At 70.4% G+C, this 18523-nt stretch carries 14 protein-coding genes and 1 riboswitch; of the genes, 5 read left to right on the forward strand and 9 right to left on the reverse strand.

What is annotated here, in order from left to right; translation table 11 throughout:
* Window positions 1-53: 53 nt before the first annotated feature.
* From CA982_RS22315 to cobN, 5 genes are all read right to left on the reverse strand, one after another.
* On the reverse strand, window positions 54-872 hold the full coding sequence (locus CA982_RS22315; protein WP_086537361.1) for a polyprenol monophosphomannose synthase: 819 nt from the start codon (window positions 870-872) through the stop codon (window positions 54-56).
* Window positions 856-2481 (reverse strand): apolipoprotein N-acyltransferase, encoded by a 1626-nt coding sequence (gene lnt / locus CA982_RS22320; protein WP_244176437.1) that lies wholly within the window; start codon window positions 2479-2481, stop codon window positions 856-858. The genes CA982_RS22315 and lnt overlap by 17 nt, the downstream gene beginning before the upstream one ends.
* 80 nt (window positions 2482-2561) lie before the next feature.
* Window positions 2562-4196 (reverse strand): amidohydrolase, encoded by a 1635-nt coding sequence (locus tag CA982_RS22325; RefSeq protein ID WP_086537362.1) that lies wholly within the window; start codon window positions 4194-4196, stop codon window positions 2562-2564.
* Between the two features lie 108 nt (window positions 4197-4304).
* Complete coding sequence (locus tag CA982_RS22330) at window positions 4305-4814, reverse strand: FxsA family protein (protein WP_086537363.1); 510 nt, start codon at window positions 4812-4814, stop codon at window positions 4305-4307.
* A 163-nt stretch (window positions 4815-4977) separates the two neighbouring features.
* Window positions 4978-8778: a cobaltochelatase subunit CobN gene (gene cobN, locus CA982_RS22335; RefSeq protein ID WP_086537364.1), complete on the reverse strand. Its 3801-nt coding sequence runs from the start codon at window positions 8776-8778 to the stop codon at window positions 4978-4980.
* 79 nt (window positions 8779-8857) lie between these two features.
* Window positions 8858-8929: riboswitch (cobalamin riboswitch) on the reverse strand.
* Between the two features lie 60 nt (window positions 8930-8989).
* Between cobN and cobG the strand changes: the two genes are divergently transcribed.
* From cobG to cobJ, 3 genes are read left to right on the forward strand one after another with little or no spacing between them, the layout of a single operon-like run.
* On the forward strand, window positions 8990-10201 hold the full coding sequence (gene cobG / locus CA982_RS22340) for a precorrin-3B synthase (RefSeq protein WP_086537365.1): 1212 nt from the start codon (window positions 8990-8992) through the stop codon (window positions 10199-10201).
* Window positions 10202-10214: 13 nt separating this feature from the next.
* A complete protein-coding gene (locus CA982_RS22345) occupies window positions 10215-10838 on the forward strand; it encodes a precorrin-8X methylmutase (RefSeq protein WP_086537366.1) in 624 nt (207 codons plus the stop codon).
* 11 nt (window positions 10839-10849) lie between these two features.
* Window positions 10850-12451 (forward strand): precorrin-3B C(17)-methyltransferase, encoded by a 1602-nt coding sequence (gene cobJ, locus CA982_RS22350; protein ID WP_086537367.1) that lies wholly within the window; start codon window positions 10850-10852, stop codon window positions 12449-12451.
* Here cobJ and CA982_RS22355 read toward each other — a convergent pair.
* Genes CA982_RS22355 through dprE2 form a run of 4 tightly spaced genes read right to left on the reverse strand, consistent with a single transcriptional unit; the run spans window position 12404 to window position 16060 of the window.
* Entirely contained in the window at window positions 12404-13168 is a 765-nt protein-coding gene (locus CA982_RS22355) for a cobalt-precorrin-6A reductase (RefSeq protein ID WP_244176431.1), read from the reverse strand. The genes cobJ and CA982_RS22355 overlap by 48 nt on opposite strands.
* On the reverse strand, window positions 13165-13941 hold the full coding sequence (cobM, locus tag CA982_RS22360) for a precorrin-4 C(11)-methyltransferase (protein WP_086537368.1): 777 nt from the start codon (window positions 13939-13941) through the stop codon (window positions 13165-13167). Before cobM ends, CA982_RS22355 begins: the two co-directional genes overlap by 4 nt.
* Complete coding sequence (gene cbiE, locus CA982_RS22365; RefSeq protein WP_086537369.1) at window positions 13938-15266, reverse strand: precorrin-6y C5,15-methyltransferase (decarboxylating) subunit CbiE; 1329 nt, start codon at window positions 15264-15266, stop codon at window positions 13938-13940. Before cbiE ends, cobM begins: the two co-directional genes overlap by 4 nt.
* Window positions 15263-16060, reverse strand: coding sequence for a decaprenylphospho-beta-D-erythro-pentofuranosid-2-ulose 2-reductase (gene dprE2, locus CA982_RS22370; RefSeq protein ID WP_086537370.1), 798 nt, complete (start codon window positions 16058-16060; stop codon window positions 15263-15265). Before dprE2 ends, cbiE begins: the two co-directional genes overlap by 4 nt.
* A gap of 48 nt (window positions 16061-16108) precedes the next feature.
* Here dprE2 and CA982_RS22375 point away from each other — a divergent pair, with 48 nt between their 5' ends.
* Both CA982_RS22375 and CA982_RS22380 read left to right on the forward strand, forming a co-directional pair.
* The gene (locus CA982_RS22375; RefSeq protein ID WP_086537371.1) at window positions 16109-16510 is read left to right on the forward strand and encodes a PPOX class F420-dependent oxidoreductase; all 402 of its coding nucleotides are present in this window, start codon (window positions 16109-16111) and stop codon (window positions 16508-16510) included.
* Between the two features lie 222 nt (window positions 16511-16732).
* Complete coding sequence (locus CA982_RS22380; protein WP_244176433.1) at window positions 16733-18316, forward strand: HNH endonuclease signature motif containing protein; 1584 nt, start codon at window positions 16733-16735, stop codon at window positions 18314-18316.
* Window positions 18317-18523: the final 207 nt, after the last annotated feature.

Below are 18523 nucleotides of genomic sequence, written 5' to 3' on the forward strand. Positions count from 1 at the left end.
ACCGAACAGACCCGGCAGGATCACCTGCCGGGTCTGTTCGTCTGTTCTGCGGGTCACCGCGTCCGGAGGAGCCCCCAGCGCTCGAGCCGACTCTGGACACCCCAGCGGGCGACCATCGTGAATGCCTCGGACATGACGCCGCCGCTCATCTTCGAGACGCCGATCTCACGTTCGGTGAAGGTGATCGGCACCTCCCGGACGTCGAAGCCGGCGCGTACGGTTCGCCACGCGAGATCGATCTGGAAGCAGTATCCGGCGGACTCGACGGTGTCGAGCTGGATCTTCTCCAGAACGATGCGGCGGTAGGCGCGGAAGCCTGCAGTGATGTCGTGGACACCCGCCCCGAGGGCGAGTCGCGCGTAGGTGTTGGCCCCGCGGGAGAGGAACTCCCGGCGCTTGGGCCAGTTCACGAGCTTGCCGCCGGGGACGTAGCGGGACCCGATCACGAGGTCCGCACCGTCGTTGACGGCATCGAAGAGTCGGTTCAGCTGTTCGGGCGCGTGACTGCCGTCGGCGTCCATCTCGACGATGACGGCGTAGTCGCGGTCGAGTCCCCACGCGAAACCGGCGAGATAGGCCTTGCCCAGGCCGTCCTTGTCGACGCGGTGCATCACGTGCACGCGTGCAGCATCGTCGGACCGGGCGAGTTCGTCGGCGACGTCGCCCGTGCCGTCCGGGCTCGAGTCGTCGACGACGAGAACGTGCGCCCCCGGCAGCACGTCCTGCAGCCGTCCGATGATGAGCGGCAGGTTGTCGCGTTCGTTGAACGTCGGCACGACGACCAATGCGCCGGTGCCGTCGGCACCGACCACGCGTTGCGGCGCGTCGTCGGGCCGCCGCTCCCCTGCCGTGGCGTCAATCCCCGATGCCATCGAGCTCCTTCGTGTCACCGGTCGCCCGTGCGGCGACCCTGCGTGGCCTGAGTGAGAACCTAGTACGCGAGCGCAGCGCAAACAAAAGCCCGACCACCGCGGCGATGATCGCGACGACCTCCGGCCACGGGCCCAGCCGGGTCGCCAGGGTCAGGTCGTCGTGCAGCGGAAGACGTCCGGTCAGAACATCCGAGGTGAATATGCCGGACTGCCGGCTGATGGAGCCGTCGGGCTCGATGACGGCGCTCACACCGCTGGTGGCCGCGACGACCACGGCACGTCCGTGTTCGACGGCGCGGACCTGTGACATGGCCAACTGCTGATAGGTCATCTCGGTCCGGCCGAAGGTCGCGTTGTTGGTGGGGACGAAGAGCATCTGGGCGCCCTCGCGCACGGACTGTCGCGCGGCCCGGTCAAAGGCGACCTCCCAACAGGTGGCGATCCCGACGGTCACCGTCCCGGAACGACCGGGCACCTCGACCACAGTGGGTCCGGTGCCGGGCCGGAAGTCACCGGCCATGTCGGCGTACGACGAGAACAGGCGGAAGAACGGCCGCCACGGAAGGTACTCCCCGAACGGTTGGACGATGTGCTTGTCGTACCGGGCGACCGGGCCTTTCGCACCGTCCCACACCAGGACCGAGTTGGTGGGCCGGCCATCGGGGTTGCGGATGAGGGTACCGACCAGGATCGGTGCGTCGACCGCCTCGGAGGCGGCGGTGATCTCGGCGGCGGCGTCCGCGTTGTCCAGGGGTGAGATGTCCGAGGCGTTCTCGGGCCACAGGACGAAGTCGGGTTGCTCGGTCTGCCCGGTGTCGATCGCCCGGCCGTAGGCCATCGTGGTGCGCACGTGATTGTCGAGGACGGCGCGGCGCTGGGCGTTGAAGTCCAGGCCGAGGCGCGGCACATTGCCCTGGATGGCACCGATGCGGGCCGAGGACGTGGCGATGTTCCGGTCGAGGCTGCCGGGGGTCGCCGCGATCGCGGCGATCGGGGCGAGCAGCGCGATGGCGACCGCCGCGGTGGCGATACGCACCACACCCGAGGAACGTTCGGCAGCGGGGGCCGGGGCGTCGATCACGGGTGCCGGGGCCGGCGTCGTACCGCGCCTCGGGCTGGTGCGCCGGTAGGCCCGCACGAGCACTACGAGCAGCCAGGCGACCGAGGAGCCGAACAGTGCGACACCGGCCGACAGCCCCGGTGCGCCGAGCACCGAGGCCAGTGGCAACAGCGGTCCGTCGACCTGACTGAAAGCGGTTCGACCCCAGGGGAATCCGCCGAACGGAAACGCCGAGCGCAGCGCCTCGACGAGCACCCAGGACACCGTGAACCACACCGGTGGAACGGGTAGCCGCATCGTCACGGTGGCGATCGCACCGAAGAGCGCGAGGTAGCCGGCGAGTATCGCGGCCAGGGCGAGCCACGGGAGCGGGCCGACGTAGACGCCGATCCACGGGAGCAGCGGCACGAAGAACGCCAGGCCGAAGACGAAACCGACCCAGGCGCCCGTGCGCACGCGTGGCGCCCCGACGAACAATGCGGTGAACAGGAGGCCGAGTCCGAGGACGGCGAGGAACCACCAATTGCGCGGCGGGAAGGCCGCCCACATTGCAATGCCCGCGGCCACGGCGGTCCCGGTACGTGCGAGCCAGGACGGTGAGATCCGGGATCGGGAGGCCCGCGGCGGACTCACCCGGCGTCCCGGTCGTACAGGGTCCGACCGCGGTGCACGGTGCGCACGCAGCGCGGCAGCACGGCGCCCGGCGAGACGTCCGGCAGCGCGGGCACCCGCGACCGCGGATCGGTCGACCACCGCTGGACCTTCTCATGGGACCCGGCGACGACGAGGTCGTCGACCTCCCACACCGCGTAGCTCGCGGGGGCGCCGGGTGTGAGGGTGCCGGTGACGCCGTCGTTGATTCCCCCGGCCCGCCAGCCGCCCCGGGTGGTCGCGGCGAAGGCGCCGCGAGCCGAGATCGCATTGGCCGGCTGGTGGTGGTGCACGGCGGCCCGGATCGTCGACCACGGGTCGATGGCGGTCACCGGCGCGTCCGACGAGAACGAGAGGGCGACTCCGGTTTTGGCCAGCATCGCGAAATCGTTGAGAGTTGCCGCACGGGGTGCGCCGAGGCGGGCGTCGTACAGGTCGCCCGGCCCGCCCCATTCGGCATCGAACAGCGGTTGCATGCTGGCGATGACGCCGCAGCGCGCGAGGACCTCGGCGTCGGCGGCGGTGACCATCTCGGCGTGTTCGAGCCGGTGGGCGCACCGTGCGAGCGCGGGCGTGCCGAGTTCGTCGGCGAGCTCGGCGAGTGCGCCGACGACCACGCCGGTCGCGGCGTCGCCGATGACATGGAATCCCGCCTGGATGCCGGCGAGCGTGCAGGCGCGCAGATGATCGCGGATCTGATCGGCGTCGAGGTAGCTGATCCCGTGAGTGTGCGGATCGTCGGTGTAGGGCTCGGTGAGCCACGCGGTGTGTGACCCGATGGCACCGTCGATGAACAGGTCGCCGCCCAGGGCGTCGGCCCGGGTGATCGACATCAGTTCGCGGGCGTGGTCGGCGTCGGTGACGGCCTGCCCCCAGTAGCGCCGGATCTCGACCGGGTGGTCGAGTTCGGCCAGCGCCAGGAAGTCGTCCATACCGCTGATGTCGGGTCCGCCGTTCTCGTGGACGGCGACCACACCGTGGGCCGCGGCCCCGTCCAGCGCACGACGCTGGGCCCGTTCGCGGTGTGCGGCGGTCACGAGCAGCCGGGCCGCTCCCCGGACGAGATGGTGGGCCTCGGCGACCAGCGGCTCCTCCGGGTGGTACCCGACGGCGTCGGCCAGGTCCGGGATCAGGCGTCGTAACGCCGTGGATGCCACCGCCGAGTGCTCGTCGATGCGAGCGAGGTAGACCGGTCTCGTCCCCACGACGGCGTCGAGCTCGCTGGTCGTCGGGAACCGGCCGTCGTCGGGTTCGGCGCCCGCCCAGGTCGAGTCGTCCCAGCCGAGACCCCAGATGAGGTCACCCCCGTCGTGGACGGATTCGGCGGTCACGGCCTTCTCCACGAGGCGTAGACAGTGCGTGCGGCTCGATGCCTCGTTCAGGGTCAGCCCGTCGAGCCCGAGCCCGGTGGAGGTCAGGTGCACGTGGGAATCGACGAAGCCGGGACTGACGAAGAGGCCGCCGAGGTCGACGATCTCGGCGTCGGGATGAAGCGCACGGCCGACGTCGTCGGTCCCGACCCAGACGACGATTCCGTCGGTCACGGCCATCGCGGTCGCGTCGGGGGCGGCCGACGAGTACACGGCGCCGCCGAGAAGCAGTTGGGTTGCCACGATCGTTCAGTGTGCCTTGCCGTCGGTGGAGGGTGGCGAGGGGTCCGGATGCCGGGGCGCCGGGACCGCGGGCGGTGCCGCCCCGTCCGACTCAGCTCACCGACGGGCTCAGCGGCCCTGCGGCAGACCCCGGGTTCCGAACGGTGTGCTGGCCGACCCCGGCTCGGACGTGTCGGACTCCACGACGGAACCCTCGACGACGGTTGCGCCACGTCCCGCCCCGTAGACGCCGGTGGCATACACCCCGGCCCGATCCATCGCGGTCGCGACCCGGCGTGCGCCGACCGCCACGACGACCGGACGCATCACCCGACGGGTGGGTGGGAACAGCAGCAGGGTCCCGGCCACGGTCGACACGACTCCCGGGATGACCAGGAGAAGGGTCGACACGGCGACGAGCGCGGTGTCGGCCAGCGGGGCGCGGGCGTCGACCTCGTTCCGGGACGCGCGCTGCAACTCGCCGAAGACCTTGCGTCCCTGCCAGCGCAGGACCACGACCCCGAGGACGACGGCGGCGAGACTGATCAGCACCGCCCAGCCGAACCCGAGGGTCATGACCATCGCGACGAATGCGGCGATCTCCAGTACGGCGTAGGCCGCGAACCAGCGGAGAGCCATGATGCTTCACCTGTCCTTCGGTGCCCTTCGGCACCCGTTGACGTCAGGGTCTGCATCGGTAACGAACGACGACGCGATTTTTCTCCCGGAAGTGGTTTCGACAAGCTCAACCGGCGGAGGGCGGCTCAACCAGCGGAGGGCGGCTCAGCCGGCGGAGGGCGGCTCAGCCGGCGGAGGCGTCCTCACCGCGACCTTCGATGTCGCCCTCGGTCTGCAGGTAGACGTTCCGCAGGGCGTCGAGCAGCTCGGTCGGCGGTTCGCGCCACATGTCGCGCTCGACGGCCTCGAGCAGACGTTCGGCGATCCCGTGCAGCGCCCAGGGATTGGACTGCTGCATGAATTGCTGGTTGGTCTCGTCGAGGACGTAGGATTCGGTGAGCTTCTCGTACATCCAGTCGGCGACCACGTCGGTGGTGGCGTCGTAACCGAAGAGGTAGTCGACCGTGGCGGCCATCTCGAAGGCGCCCTTGTACCCGTGGCGCTGCATCGCCGAGATCCAGCGCGGGTTGACCACGCGCGCGCGGAACACACGGCTGGTCTCCTCCGACAGCGTCCGGGTGCGGACGGAGTCGGGCCGGGTGCTGTCGCCGATGTAGGCCTCGGGCGAGGATCCGGTCAGCGCGCGGACGGTCGCCACCATGCCGCCGTGGTACTGGAAGTAGTCGTCGGAGTCGGCGATGTCGTGCTCGCGGGTGTCGGTGTTCTTCGCCGCCACGGCGATCCGCTTGTACGCGGAGCGCATGTCCTCGACGGCGGGCACACCGTCGAGGTCGCGTCCGTAGGCGTAGCCGCCCCACTCGGTGTAGACACGCGCGAGGTCCTCGTCGCTGCGCCAGTCCCGCGAGTCGATGAGTTGCAGGATCCCTGCGCCGTAGGTGCCGGGCTTGGAGCCGAAGACGCGCATGGCGGCGCGCCGCGGGTCGCCGTGTTCGGCCATCGCCGCGCGCACGTGAGCGGCGACGAAGTTCTGCTCGTCGGATTCGTCGTCGGCCGCCGCGGCGAGCGCCACCGCGTCGTCGAGCATGGTGACGACGTGTGGGAAGGCGTCCCGGAAGAACCCGGAGATGCGCACGGTGACGTCGATACGCGGACGGCCGAGTTCGGTGAGCCCGATGAGCTCCAGTGAGGAGACGCGCCGCGACATCTCGTCCCAGACGGGCATCACGCCGAGCAACGCGAGGACCTCGGCGACGTCGTCGCCCGAGGTGCGCATCGCGCTGGTCCCCCACACCGACAACCCCACCGACGCCGGGTACTCGCCGTGATCGGCCAGGTAGCGCTCGAGCAGGGAGTCGGCCATCGCCCGCCCGGTCTCCCACGCGAGCCGCGAGGGCACCGCCTTCGGGTCGACCGAGTAGAAGTTGCGTCCGGTGGGCAGCACGTTGATCAGGCCGCGCAGCGGTGAGCCGCTGGGCCCGGCCGGGATGAACCCGCCGTCCAGGGCGTGCAGCACCCGAGGGACCTCGCCGGTCGTCTGACGCAGGCGCGGGACGACCTCGGTGGCGGCGAACGTGAGCACGTCCCCGACCGCGGCGGGCAGCCCGGCGGTGGCCGCGGCGACGGCCTCGGCCGACCAGTCGTCCTTCGCGCAGGCGGCGACGAGCTCGCGGGCCTGCGCCTCCACGGCGTCGACGGAACCGCGCTCGGCCGATCCGTCCTCGACGAGTCCGAGGGCCTCGCGCAGTCCGGGCAGCGCCGACGTGCCGCCCCAGAGCTGGCGCGCGCGCAGCATGGCGAGGACCAGGTCGACCTCGGCGTCGTCGCGCGGGGGCTCGCCGAGGACATGCAACCCGTCGCGGATCTGCACGTCCTTGATCTCGCACAGCCATCCGTCGACGTGCAGCAGCATGTCGTCGAAGACCTCTTCGTCGGGCCGTTCGGTCAGACCGAGGTCGGAATCCATCTTCGCCGCGGTGAGCAGTGTCCAGATCTGCTGGCGGATCGCCGGCAATTTCGCCGGGTCGAGCGCGGAGATGTTGGCGTGCTCGTCGAGGAGCTGCTCCAGACGGGCGATGTCGCCGTAGGACTCGGCGCGTGCCATCGGCGGGATCAGATGGTCGACCAGGACGGCGTGCGCGCGTCGTTTGGCCTGCGTTCCCTCCCCCGGGTCGTTCACCAGGAACGGGTAGACGAGCGGCAGGTCGCCGAGCGCGGCGTCGGTCCCGCAGTCCGCCGACATGCCGAGGTTCTTGCCGGGCAGCCACTCCAGGTTGCCGTGCTTGCCGACGTGCACGATCGCGTCGGCGCCGAAGCCGGTGTCGTGGGCGGCGAGCCACCGGTAGGAGGCGAGGTAGTGATGCGACGGCGGCAGGTCGGGGTCGTGATAGATCGCGACCGGGTTCTCACCGAATCCGCGCGGCGGCTGCACCATGATCGCGATGTTGCCGAAGGTCAGTGCGGCGATGACGATGTCGCCGTCGCGGTTGTGCGTGCGGTCGACGAACAGGTCGCCCGGTGCGGGTCCCCAGTGCTCGGTGACCGCGGAGCGCAGGCCCTCGGGCAGGGTCTCGAACCACTCGCGGTAATCGTTCGCCGACAGGCGGATCGGGTTGGCCGCGAGGGTCTCCTCGGTGAGCCAGTCCGCATCCTGACCGCCGGTGGCGATGATCTGGTGGATCAGCGCGTCCGAATCATCCTCTGCCAGACCGGGGATCGCGTCCGGGCCGGCCTCCGGGCCGATGTCGTAGCCGGCGTCGCGCATCGCGGCGAGCAGGCGCAGCAGACTGCGGGGCGTGTCGAGGCCTACGGCGTTGCCGATCCGCGCGTGCTTGGTCGGGTACGCCGACAGCATGACCGCGATCCGCTTGTCCGCGGCCGGCTTCCGGCGCAGCCGGGCGTGCGCGGTGGCGATGCCCGCCACCCGCGCGCAACGTTCGAGATCCGGCTGGTACCACGGCAATCCGTCGTCGTCGAACTCCTTGAAGGAGAACGGCACGGTGATGATGCGGCCGTCGAACTCGGGCACCGCCACCTGAGTGGCGACGTCGAGTGGCGACAGGCCGTCATCGCTCTCCGCCCAGTCCGCGCGGGACCCCGTGAGGCAGAGACCCTGCAGGATCGGGACGTCGAGCGCGGCGAGTCGTTCGATGTTCCACGCCTCGTCGTCGCCACCCGCCGATGCGGTGGCCGGGGTCGCGCCACCGGCGGCCAGCACCGTGACCACGAGGGCGTCGGCGGTACCGAGCAGCTCGAGGAGGTCGTCGGGCGCGGTCCGCAGCGAGGCGCAGAAGATCGGCAGCGCGCGGGCCCCGCGGTCCTCGATGGCATCGCACAACGCGGCGATGTAGCGGGTGTTGCCCGCCAGGTGCTGGGCGCGGTAGTAGAGCACGGCGATCGTGGGGGCGTCGTCCGGTGGGGTTGGTTGACCCTTCGTGACGGCCCTCCGCAAGCTCCGGGCCTCCTCAGGGAGCGGAGAAGAAGCCTCGGCGTGCGCTCCTCGCTCCTCAGGGAGCGGAGAAGCCTCGGCGTGCGCTCCGCGCACCTCAGGGAGCGGAGACGGCTCAGCGACCGAAGAACGGTCCAGCACGCCCCATGCCGGAGTCTGTTGCGGGAGTTCGAAACCGTTGCCGGTGAGCAGGACGGTGTCGGACAGGAAGTGGTGCAGGTTCACGAGGTTGGCGACGCCACCGGCCGCGAGGTAGTCGTGGGCCTGCGCGGCGACACCGGACGGCACGGTGGAGTGCGCCATCAGGTCGGGGTCGGGCTGCTGCTCGCCGGAGCACACGACCAGGGGCTTGCCGGTCGCCTCGACCGCCGCGAGTCCGTCCTCCCAGGCGCGCACGCCGCCCAGGATGCGCACGACGATGAGGTCGGCGTCGGCCGCGAGTCGCGGGATGTCCTCGATCAGGATGCGCGAGGGATTGGCGCCGCGGTAGGACACCGACGCATCCGGCGGCGCGTTGCCCTCGTCGGCAGCCGAGGCCGTGAGCAGATCGGTGTCCGAGGTCGAGAGCAGCAGGATCATCGTGTCTCCTCGCCGGGTTGTCGCGCCCGGTGCGTGTCGGTGCCATGGGTGGCGGGGTGCAGTGCGAGGGACTGGTCTGGCTCCCGGATGGCCGGTCGATCCCGGCTCCCCGATCACAGTGGCGCGACCGCGCCGGAATCGCACCGGCTTCAGCCCGCTCGCGGTGCGTTCAGCCTACGGCCACCGTGCCCGCCGGTCGTAGGCTGGTGGGATGAACCAGCCAGCCCGGGCCGCCACCGACCGTTGCCCAGGGGTCTTCGACACGCATCCGGCGGCCGACGGCGCACTGGCCCGGGTCCGGCTGCCGGGCGGGCGGATCCGTCCGGACCAGCTGGAGGTCCTGGCCCGTGCGGCGGCCGACCATGCCGACGGACACCTGGAGCTGACGGTGCGCGGCAACCTCCAGATGCGCGGGATCACCGACGTCGAGGCCGTCGCCGCCGCGGTCGTCGCCGCCGGGCTCGCACCGAGCAGTACCCACGACAAGGTCCGCAACATCGAACTCAGCCCACTGACCGGTCGCATCGGCGGTATCGCCGATGCACGTCCGCTCGCCGCCGCCCTCGACGACGCCCTGCGCGCCGATCCGGCCGCCGCATCCCTGTCGGGCCGATTCCTGTTCGGCATCGACGACGGTCGCGGTGACATCGCCGCCCGGCGCCCGGATGCGTGCGCGGTGCTCCGGACCGCTACGCCTCTCGCCGCGGACATCAGCATCGGCGGGATCGCCGTGGGGTCGGCCACCGGCCCGGAATCCATCGTGAGCGCGCTGATCTCGGTGGCTGCCGGTCTGGGCGAGGTCTCGCCCGGCGCGTGGCGGGTCCGCGACCTCGACGCCGACGCCCGACGCCGGCTCACGGACCTCGTCGCGTCGGCTCTCGACCCGGTGATCGACGACGACACGATGATCGACGACGACACGGTGATCGACGACGACACGATGATCGACGACGCGGACGCCGCGCCGAGCACCCCCGGCGAGCCGATCGTCGGCTGGTTCGACCAGGACGACGGGGCGGTGCTGCTCGGTGCCGTCGTCGAACTCGGTCGGTTGCCGGCCCGACTGGCGGAGTTCATCGCCGCGGTGCAGGCCCCGGTCGTGTTCACGCCCGACCGGGAGATCCTGCTCTGCGATCTCAGCGAGGGCGTGGCCGAGACGGTCGTCCGCGTGCTCGCCCCGATGGGCCTGATCTTCGACGCCGCGTCGCCCTGGGCCTCGGTCAGCTGCTGTGTCGGAGCACCGGGGTGCGCGTCCGCCCACGCCCCGGTCCGGGACGACCTGGTGGCCCGGGTGCAGGACGGCGACCCGGTCGCCGAGCGCGAGCACTGGGTCGGTTGCGCCCGTGGCTGCGGATCGCCGGCCGAATCCCACCTCTCGGTGGAGGCCACGCCCGACGGCGGATACGAACGGCGGCGCCGTTAGGCTCGTCAGCACCATGACCGAGTACCTACGAGACGGCGCCGCGATCTATCGTCAGTCCTTCTCCACGATCCGCGCCGAGTCCGACCTCTCCGCGTTCGCGCCCGACGTCGCGACCGTGGTCGTCCGCATGATCCACGCGTGCGGCCAGACCGACCTGACGCGCGACGTGGTCGCGACACCCGGGGTCGTGGCGGCCGCGCGCGGTGCGCTGGAGGCCGGCGCCCCGATCCTCTGCGACGCCACCATGGTGGCCTCCGGCATCACGCGCAAGCGTCTGCCCCGAGACAACGAGGTGCTCTGCCACCTGTCCGAACCCACTCTCCCGACTCTCGCCGAGCAGATGGGGACCACCAGAACCGCTGCCGCACTGGAATTCTGGCTGCCCCGCCTGGAAGGTGCGGTGGTCGCGATCGGCAACGCGCCGACCGCACTGTTCGCGCTACTCGACATGATCGACGACGGCGCACCGCGACCCGCCGCCATCGTCGGGGCACCGGTCGGCTTCGTCGGCGCGGTCGAATCCTGCGCGGCCCTGGCCGAGCGCGACGACCTCGAATTCATCACGGTGAGGGGCCGGCGCGGCGGATCGGCGATCACCGCCGCCGCGGTCAACGCCCTCGCGACCCCGCAGGAATGACGGTGACCCCCATGAACTCGGACAGCACCGCGGCGGCCGGACAGAAGCCAGGTCACGGAACGCTCTACGGCATCGGGCTCGGCCCGGGCGACAGCGAACTGATGACCGTCAAGGCCGCCCGCCTCATCACCACCGCCGATGTGATCGCGTACCACTCTGCGCGCCATGGCAACAGCATCGCGAGGTCGGTCGCCGAGCCGTACCTGCGAGAGGGCCAGACCGAGGAACGTCTGATGTACCCGGTCACCACCGAGACGACCGACCATCCCGGCGGCTACCAGGGCGCACTCGACGACTTCTACACCGAGAGCGCCGAACGCCTCGCGGTGCACCTGCGGGCCGGGCGTGACGTGGTCCTCCTCGCCGAGGGCGACCCGCTGTTCTACAGCTCCTACATGCACATGCACAAGCGGCTGTCGCCGCACTTCGACGCCGAGATCGTGCCCGGTGTCACCTCGGTGAGCGCGGCGTCGGCGGCCACCGGGGTCCCGCTGGTCGAGGGCGAGGAGACCCTGACGGTCGTTCCGGGCACGGCGTCGACCTCGGAGCTGCTCTTCCGCTTCCGTTCCGGGGACGCGATCGTCGTCATGAAGCTCGGCCGGACCTTCGAGCGGGTGCGGGATGCCCTCCGCGAGGCGGGGCGTCTCGACGAGGCGTTCTACGTCGAGCGCGCTTCCACGACGGTCGAACGAGTCCTACCGGCCGCCGACGTGAATCCCGCGGAGGTGCCCTACTTCTCGATCCTCGTCGTCCCGGGACGCCGCAACAATCCGAGGTTCGAGCCGGAGCCCGTCCCCGGTGAGCTCGTCGTCGTCGGACTCGGCCCGGGCCACGACAGCTGGACGACACCGGAGGTCCGCACCGAGTTGGCCACGGCCACCGACCTCGTCGGGTACACCACCTACCTCAAGCGCGTGACCCCGCGCCCGGGCCAGCGAGTGCATGCCAGCGACAACCGGGTGGAGGCCGAACGCGCCGAATTCGCCCTCGACCTGGCTCGACGCGGCGCGCGCGTCGCCGTCGTCTCCTCCGGTGATCCCGGTGTGTTCGCGATGGCCGCCGCGGTCGCCGAGGTCGCCGCGCAGCCGCGGTGGCACGAGGTGCCCGTCCGAGTGGTGCCCGGCGTCACCGCGGCCACCGCGGTCGCCGCAGCGGTCGGGGCGCCCCTCGGGCACGACTTCGCGGTCATCTCGCTCTCCGACCGGCTCAAGCCGTGGTCGGTGATCGAACGTCGCATCCGTGCCGCGCTCGGCGCCGATCTGGTCATCGCCATCTACAACCCGGGGTCGGCGAGCCGCACCTGGCAGGTCGGCGCCCTCCAACACACGCTCGCCCAGACGGTGTCGCCCGATCGCGTCGTGGTGCTCGGGCGAGATGTCGGCGGCCCGGAAGAGCAGCTCACGACCACCACCGTCGCGGACTTCGATCCCGCCGTCGTGGACATGCGCACCATGATCATCATCGGATCGTCGGCGACCCGGGTCGTGCAGCGCGCGGCGGGCCCGCTGGTGTTCACGCCACGCAGTCACCGTCCGGTGGACAGCGCCGATCAGACCGCCGACCAGTCAGCCGAGCAGCGCCTGGAGCCAGTCCCGGGCGGCACCGACCTCTGAGACGACCGGCGAGTCGGGCTCGGCGGGCCGGTCGACCATGATGACCTCGATCCCGCGCTCGGCGGCGGCCACCAGCTTCGCGGAGGTCAGCGAGCCACCGCTGTTCTTGGTGACCAGCAGGTCGATGTCGTTGTCGCGCAGCAGCCTCGACTCCGAGGCGTGGTCGTAGGGTCCGCGCGAGCGCACCACCCGGTGGTGTGGCGGAAGCGGCCCGGTCGGGGCGTCGACGACCCGGATCAGGAACCACGCCGATTCGATCCCCGCGAAGACACCCACGTCCTGGCGCCCCGTGGTCAGGAAGACACGGCCGCCCCGAGCGGCCACTTCTCGCGCGGCAGAGGGCAGGTCGGGCACCCGGATCCAGGTGTCGGTGTCGCCGGGCACCCACGGATCGCGGCGCAGGCGCAGCAGCGGTAGTCCCGCGTCGGCGGCGGCGCACGCCGCGTTGCGGGTGATCGACGCGGCGAATGGGTGGGTGGCGTCGACCACGGCCTGAATCCGATTGCTCTGCAACCAGTCCCGGAGGCCGTCGGACCCGCCGAAGCCACCGATGCGCACCGGACCGACCGGCAGACGGGGGTCGTTCACCCGACCCGCCAGGGAGCTGATGAACGCGATGCCGGACTCGCTCAGGGTCGAGGCCAGCGCCCGCGCCTCCCCGGTCCCGCCGAGGATCAGGATGCGCGGGACAGCCTCCGGCAGTGCTAACTCCGTCACGACGACGAGCCCCGGTCGTTGCGCAGCTTGGTCATCCGCGCATGTGAGTACAGGTAGCTGTCGGTGGCCGCGGACCCCGCCGGGTCGAGCACACGGCCGACGAAGATGACCGCGGTTCTGCGGATGTCGGCGGCGTCCAGCGCCTCGGGCAGTCGGTGCAGCGGGCAGCGGACGATCTGCTCGTTCGCACGACTCGCGAAAGCGACTGTCGCGGTAGGACAGTCACGGCCGTAGTGCGGGGTGAGCGCCGCCACGATCTCCTCGGCGCGGTGTGCCGCGAGATGGAGGGCGAGGGTCACCCCGGTCGCGGCGAGGGTTGCGAGATCTTCACCGGGCGGCATGTCGGTCGACAGTGTCGACACCCGCGTGATCAGCAGGCTCTGTCCGACACCCGGGACGGTCAGTTCGGTGTCGAGTGCGGCTGCGGCCGCCGCGAACGCCGGGACACCCGGCACGATCTGGTGATCGATACCGCGTGCGGTCAGTTCGCGCTGCTGCTCGGACAACGCCGAGTAGATCGCGAGGTCGCCGGAGTGCAGGCGCGCGACGTCGTGTCCCCGTGCATGGGCGGCCACGATGACGTCGATGATGTCCGGCAGCGGCATCCGGGCGGTGTCGACGAGTTCGGCTTCCGCCGGACACAGATCGAGGAGCTCCGCGGGGACCAGCGACCCGGCATAGAGACAGGTCTGGCACTCGGCCAGCACGTGGGCTCCGCGCACGGTGATGAGATCGGGCGCCCCGGGTCCCGCGCCGATGAAGTAGACGGTCACCGGCCCGCCTCCGCAGGATCGCCACCGGGTTCGGGCATCGACTGCGCCGGTTTGTCGACCGACCACTGCACGATCGGCAGCGCCGGACGCCACGTGGTCATCGTGCCGAGGGGCGCCACGGTCTCCACCGACAGTCGACGCAACGTACCGCCGAGTGCGCCGTGCCGTCGGGTCACGAGGGTCTGGTTCTCCACGGTCACCGCGTTGACGACGAGACGGCCCCGGGCGGCAAGCGCTGCCCAGGCGAGCGCCAGGATCTCCTCGTCGAGCCCGCCGCCGATGAAGACCGCGTCGGGTCGCGGTGCATCGGCGAGTTCGTCGGGAGCCGGACCCCGCACCGTGAGCCGGTGCGCCACCCCGTGACGGGCGGCGTTGCGGCGCAGCCGATCAGCCCGCTCGGGGTCGCGCTCGAACGCGACCGCCGTCCCGCGGTGGTCGGCACGCAACCACTCGATCGCCACACTGCCCGAACCGGACCCGATGTCCCACAGGGTCTGCGCCCCGGCCGGGCCGAGCGTGCACACCGTCAGGGCGCGGATCGTCGACTTCGTGATCTGGCCGTCGTGCTCGTAGGTATCGTCCGGCCGGCCGGGTAGCCGGGACCGGCGAGGCCCGACGCAGTCCACCGCGACGATGTTCAGGGGGTCCCCCGCCCGGCGACGCCAGGACTCCGCGGTGTCGGCGGCGATCTGTTCGGCTGGACCGCCGAGCTGCTCCAGAACGGTCAGCGTCGACGCGCCGAAACCGGCATCGACGAGGAGTTCGGCGACGGCGGCGGGGGTGGTCTCGTCGCGGCTGAGGACCAGCACACGTGCCCCGTCGGTGACCTCACTCAGCACCACACCCGGATCGGCGCGCACCGCGCTGACGATCCGGGCCGTCGCCAGGTCCCAGCCCAGACGCGCGCAGGCGAGACTCGCGCTCGACACCGCCGGGTACACCCGCACCCGGCCGGCGCCGACGCGGGCGATGATGCTCGCGCCGACCCCGTGGAACATCGGGTCGCCGCTGGCCAGGATGTGGACGGTCTCCGGGTGCGCGGCGTCCGGATGCCCGTCGTTGATCATTCCTTCTGCGACGACACCGTTCCCGATCACTTCGGCCAGATGTTTCGACATCGGCGAACGCCACGGTCGCAGTTGCGCACCGAGCTCCGGTGCCGCACCGTCAAGGAGCGCCAATTGCCGTGCGGCGCCGTAGATCACCCGTGCCCGGCGCAGCTCGTCCCGCGCCGTCTCACCGAGACCGGGCCAGCCATCCGCACCGATGCCGACCACCACGAACTCGTCGATCGATGACAAGACGGTCGTATCCGGGGTCGTCATCGGGGAAGTCTCCGCCACACGGCTCGCGGTAGCAGCCGCATACCGAAGAACACCGGCCGCAGCGCTCCCGGAATCCAGACCTCGCCGCGCCCCTTGCGGTAGGCGCGCGCCACCGCATCGGCCACCTGCTCCGGATCTCGCGACAGCGGCGCCGGTTTCACCCCGGACTCCATCAGGTCGCGGGTCATCGCGCCGACCACGAACCCGGGGCGGGCCAGCAGCAGGCGAACGCCGCTGCCGTGCAACGCATCTGCGAGTCCGCTCGCGAATCCGTCGAGTCCGGCCTTGGTCGAGCCGTAGACGTAGTTGGCGCGACGAACGCGGATGCCGGCGACCGAGGAGAAGACGATGATGGTCCCGGAGGCCTGGGCACGGAGCACCGACGCGAGCGGTGTGAGCACGCTGATGTGGGCGTAGTAGTCGGTGTGGGCGATCTGAAGTGCATGCGCCACATCGGTTTCGGCGCGGGTCTGGTCGCCGAGGATGCCGAACGCCACGATCGCGATCCCGATGGGACCGTACCGCTGAGCCAGTGATTCGACGAGTGCGGGGTGGGAGTCGGTGTCGTTCGCGTCGAACGCGACGGTGTGCACCGCCACTGCCCCGGCATCGAGCAGGCGTGCCGTCTCGACGGCCAGATCGTCGGGACGACGAGCCGCCAGTACGACCGTCCGCCCGGACGCGAGACGCGCGGCGGTGGCGACGCCGATCTCGCTGCGGCCACCGAACAGGACGAGGGCACCGACCGGGTCGGAGTCCGGACTCGCCGATTCCCCTCTGCTGCGTGACGCCATGGCTAGCAGTATCGCATCGGCCCCCGGGCACACCTCTATCGTGGGGTCATGCCTCGCACTGCTGCCGACCTCGGATCCGATGCGCTCGCGTTCCTCACCGAACGCCACCTCGGGACCCTCACCACCTTGCGCGCCGACGGCACGCCGCACGCCGTAGCCGTCGGATTCACCTGGGATCCCGAGGCCGGTCTGGCACGGGTCATCACCTCCGACGGCAATCAGAAGGTACGTAACGCCGAACGCGGCGGCTATGCAGCCGTCACCAATGTCGACGGGCCGCGGTGGTTGACCCTCGAGGGGCCCGCGACGGTTCGCCGCGAACCCGGCCCCGTCCGCGAGGCCGAGCAGCGCTATGCGCAGCGCTACCGGGAGCCCCGACCCAACCCGCGTCGCGTGGTGATCGAGATCAGCGTGAGCCGGGTGCTCGGCTCCGCATCGCTGTTCAGTTAGGCCGCGCGTCTGACGTCGGCGGTCCGGATCGGTTCATCGCAAAGTCATTCAGACCACCGGCATCGGATTCCCGCCTCCTATCACAAGACACCGACAACTCCACTGCGCTACTCATCTGTCAGATCAACAGTCAGACAACACTTTTCGCCCGTCCAATCCATAGATCTCGTGTACACTCGAACGTACATTCGCAGCAACGGATCTCGGGGGGAGGCGACCGGCTTGTCTGTCACCACACACGTCGATGACGAATCGGCGGTGCCGCAACCGCGAGCCGTCGAGCTGGTGGCCGACCTGCATGCGATCCTCGACGAACTGCAGACCGTGGACCTGGCGCCGTGTTCGGACGAAGACTTGATCGAGGTTGCATCTGCGACCGAACGGGCCATCGCACGACTGACCGTCGCCGGGGACCGGCAGATCGATCAGGTCGAGGCCCGCGACCTCCCCCGCAAAGCAGGCTGCCGAACCCTCATGCAGTTCATGACCCACCGGCTGCGGGTCTCCAACCCTGTCCGGCGTCGTAAGCAGATGGACGCCACCGCCACCCGCACCAGCTTGGGTGGTGAACGCCTCGAACCCGAACACCCCACCCTGGCCGGAGCATTCGCTGCAGGAACAGTCGGCTCTGCTCACGTCCAGGCTGCCCTCGATGTCCTCGACCAGATCCCGAACGCTGTCGAGCATGATGTGAAAGTCGCTGCCGAGCGGCAGATGGCCGAGATCGCCATCGATCACACACCGGCCGACATCACCCAGCTCGGCGCGCGGTTGCTTGCTCATCTCGACCCCGACGGCACCCTCACGGACGACACCGACCAGAAACGGCGCCGCAACCTTTGGATCGGCCGCCAACGCGCCGACGGCACCGCCAAAATCTCCGGCACCCTCACCCCCGAACTCGCCGCCCGGCTTACGATGATGTTCGCCGTCTGGGGCAAACCCGGACTCAACAACCCCGACGACCCCAACTCACCCAGCGGCCCGGCCGGCACCGCAGACCCCGACGCCGTGGCCGCCGCCGCCGAGCGTGACGGTCGTACCCTCGCCCAGACAAATCACGACGCACTCGACGCCGCATTGGCCGCCGGTTTCGCCGACGGGACGCTCGGCAGGTCGCACCGCGGCCTACCCGTGCAACTGCTCATCAAAGCCGACCTCAACGACCTCATTCGCGAAGCCGGACTGGCCACGACCGCGACCGGCACACTGCTGCCCATCCCCGACCTGCTCGCGATGGCCGCGGATGTGCAGCCGTGGTTGGCGATCTTCAAGAACGCCACCGCCGTAGCGCTGTACTTCGGACGCGGCAAGCGTCTGGCCACCCGCGAACAACGCCTCGTCTCCTTCGCCCGCCCCGACGGCGAAGTGTGCTCCGCACCCGGGTGCGACCAACCCGCCACCCACGTCGAACTCCACCATGCTCACAAGGATTGGGCCCAGGGTGGACTCACCGACATCGACGACCTCGCCCCCGCCTGCCCCCGACACAACCGGATGGTCGGTGACCAGCCCGGCCAGTACACCACCCACATCGAACGGTCGGGACCCGACGAAGGCCGCTGCATCTGGCGACTCAACGCCGAACCCGGAGCACCACCCAACCCCGAACACATCAACCGCCGACCCGACATACCCCGGCGACTCGTACACCATCTGAACACCGTGCGCGACGAGATCCACGGACCACCAACCCGAGGGTTTCGCAGGCTCGGTCGCCGGACCCTAATGGGGGTGGATCGGCTCTCTTTTGGGGGATGCTGGTCGTGTGAGCCTTCCCGGTCGGTGACCACTGCCGGACCCTGAAACGGTGTGTTGGATTTCTAGACGAAGACCGTGGCCCGGCCGGGTGAGGATCACCCGCTAGAACGCTTCTGGGATGTCGTGCCCCCTGAAGGTGTGGGTGAGCACTGATCCATTAGGCCGCGTCAGGGTGATCTCCCGAAGGTTCACATCGAGATCGTCGAGACGACCGAAGACGAGGTGAACGAGTGTCATGATCTTTGTGGGCAA

The sequence above is a fragment of the Gordonia lacunae genome (genome assembly GCF_002149015.1).
GTDB lineage: Bacteria > Actinomycetota > Actinomycetes > Mycobacteriales > Mycobacteriaceae > Gordonia > Gordonia lacunae.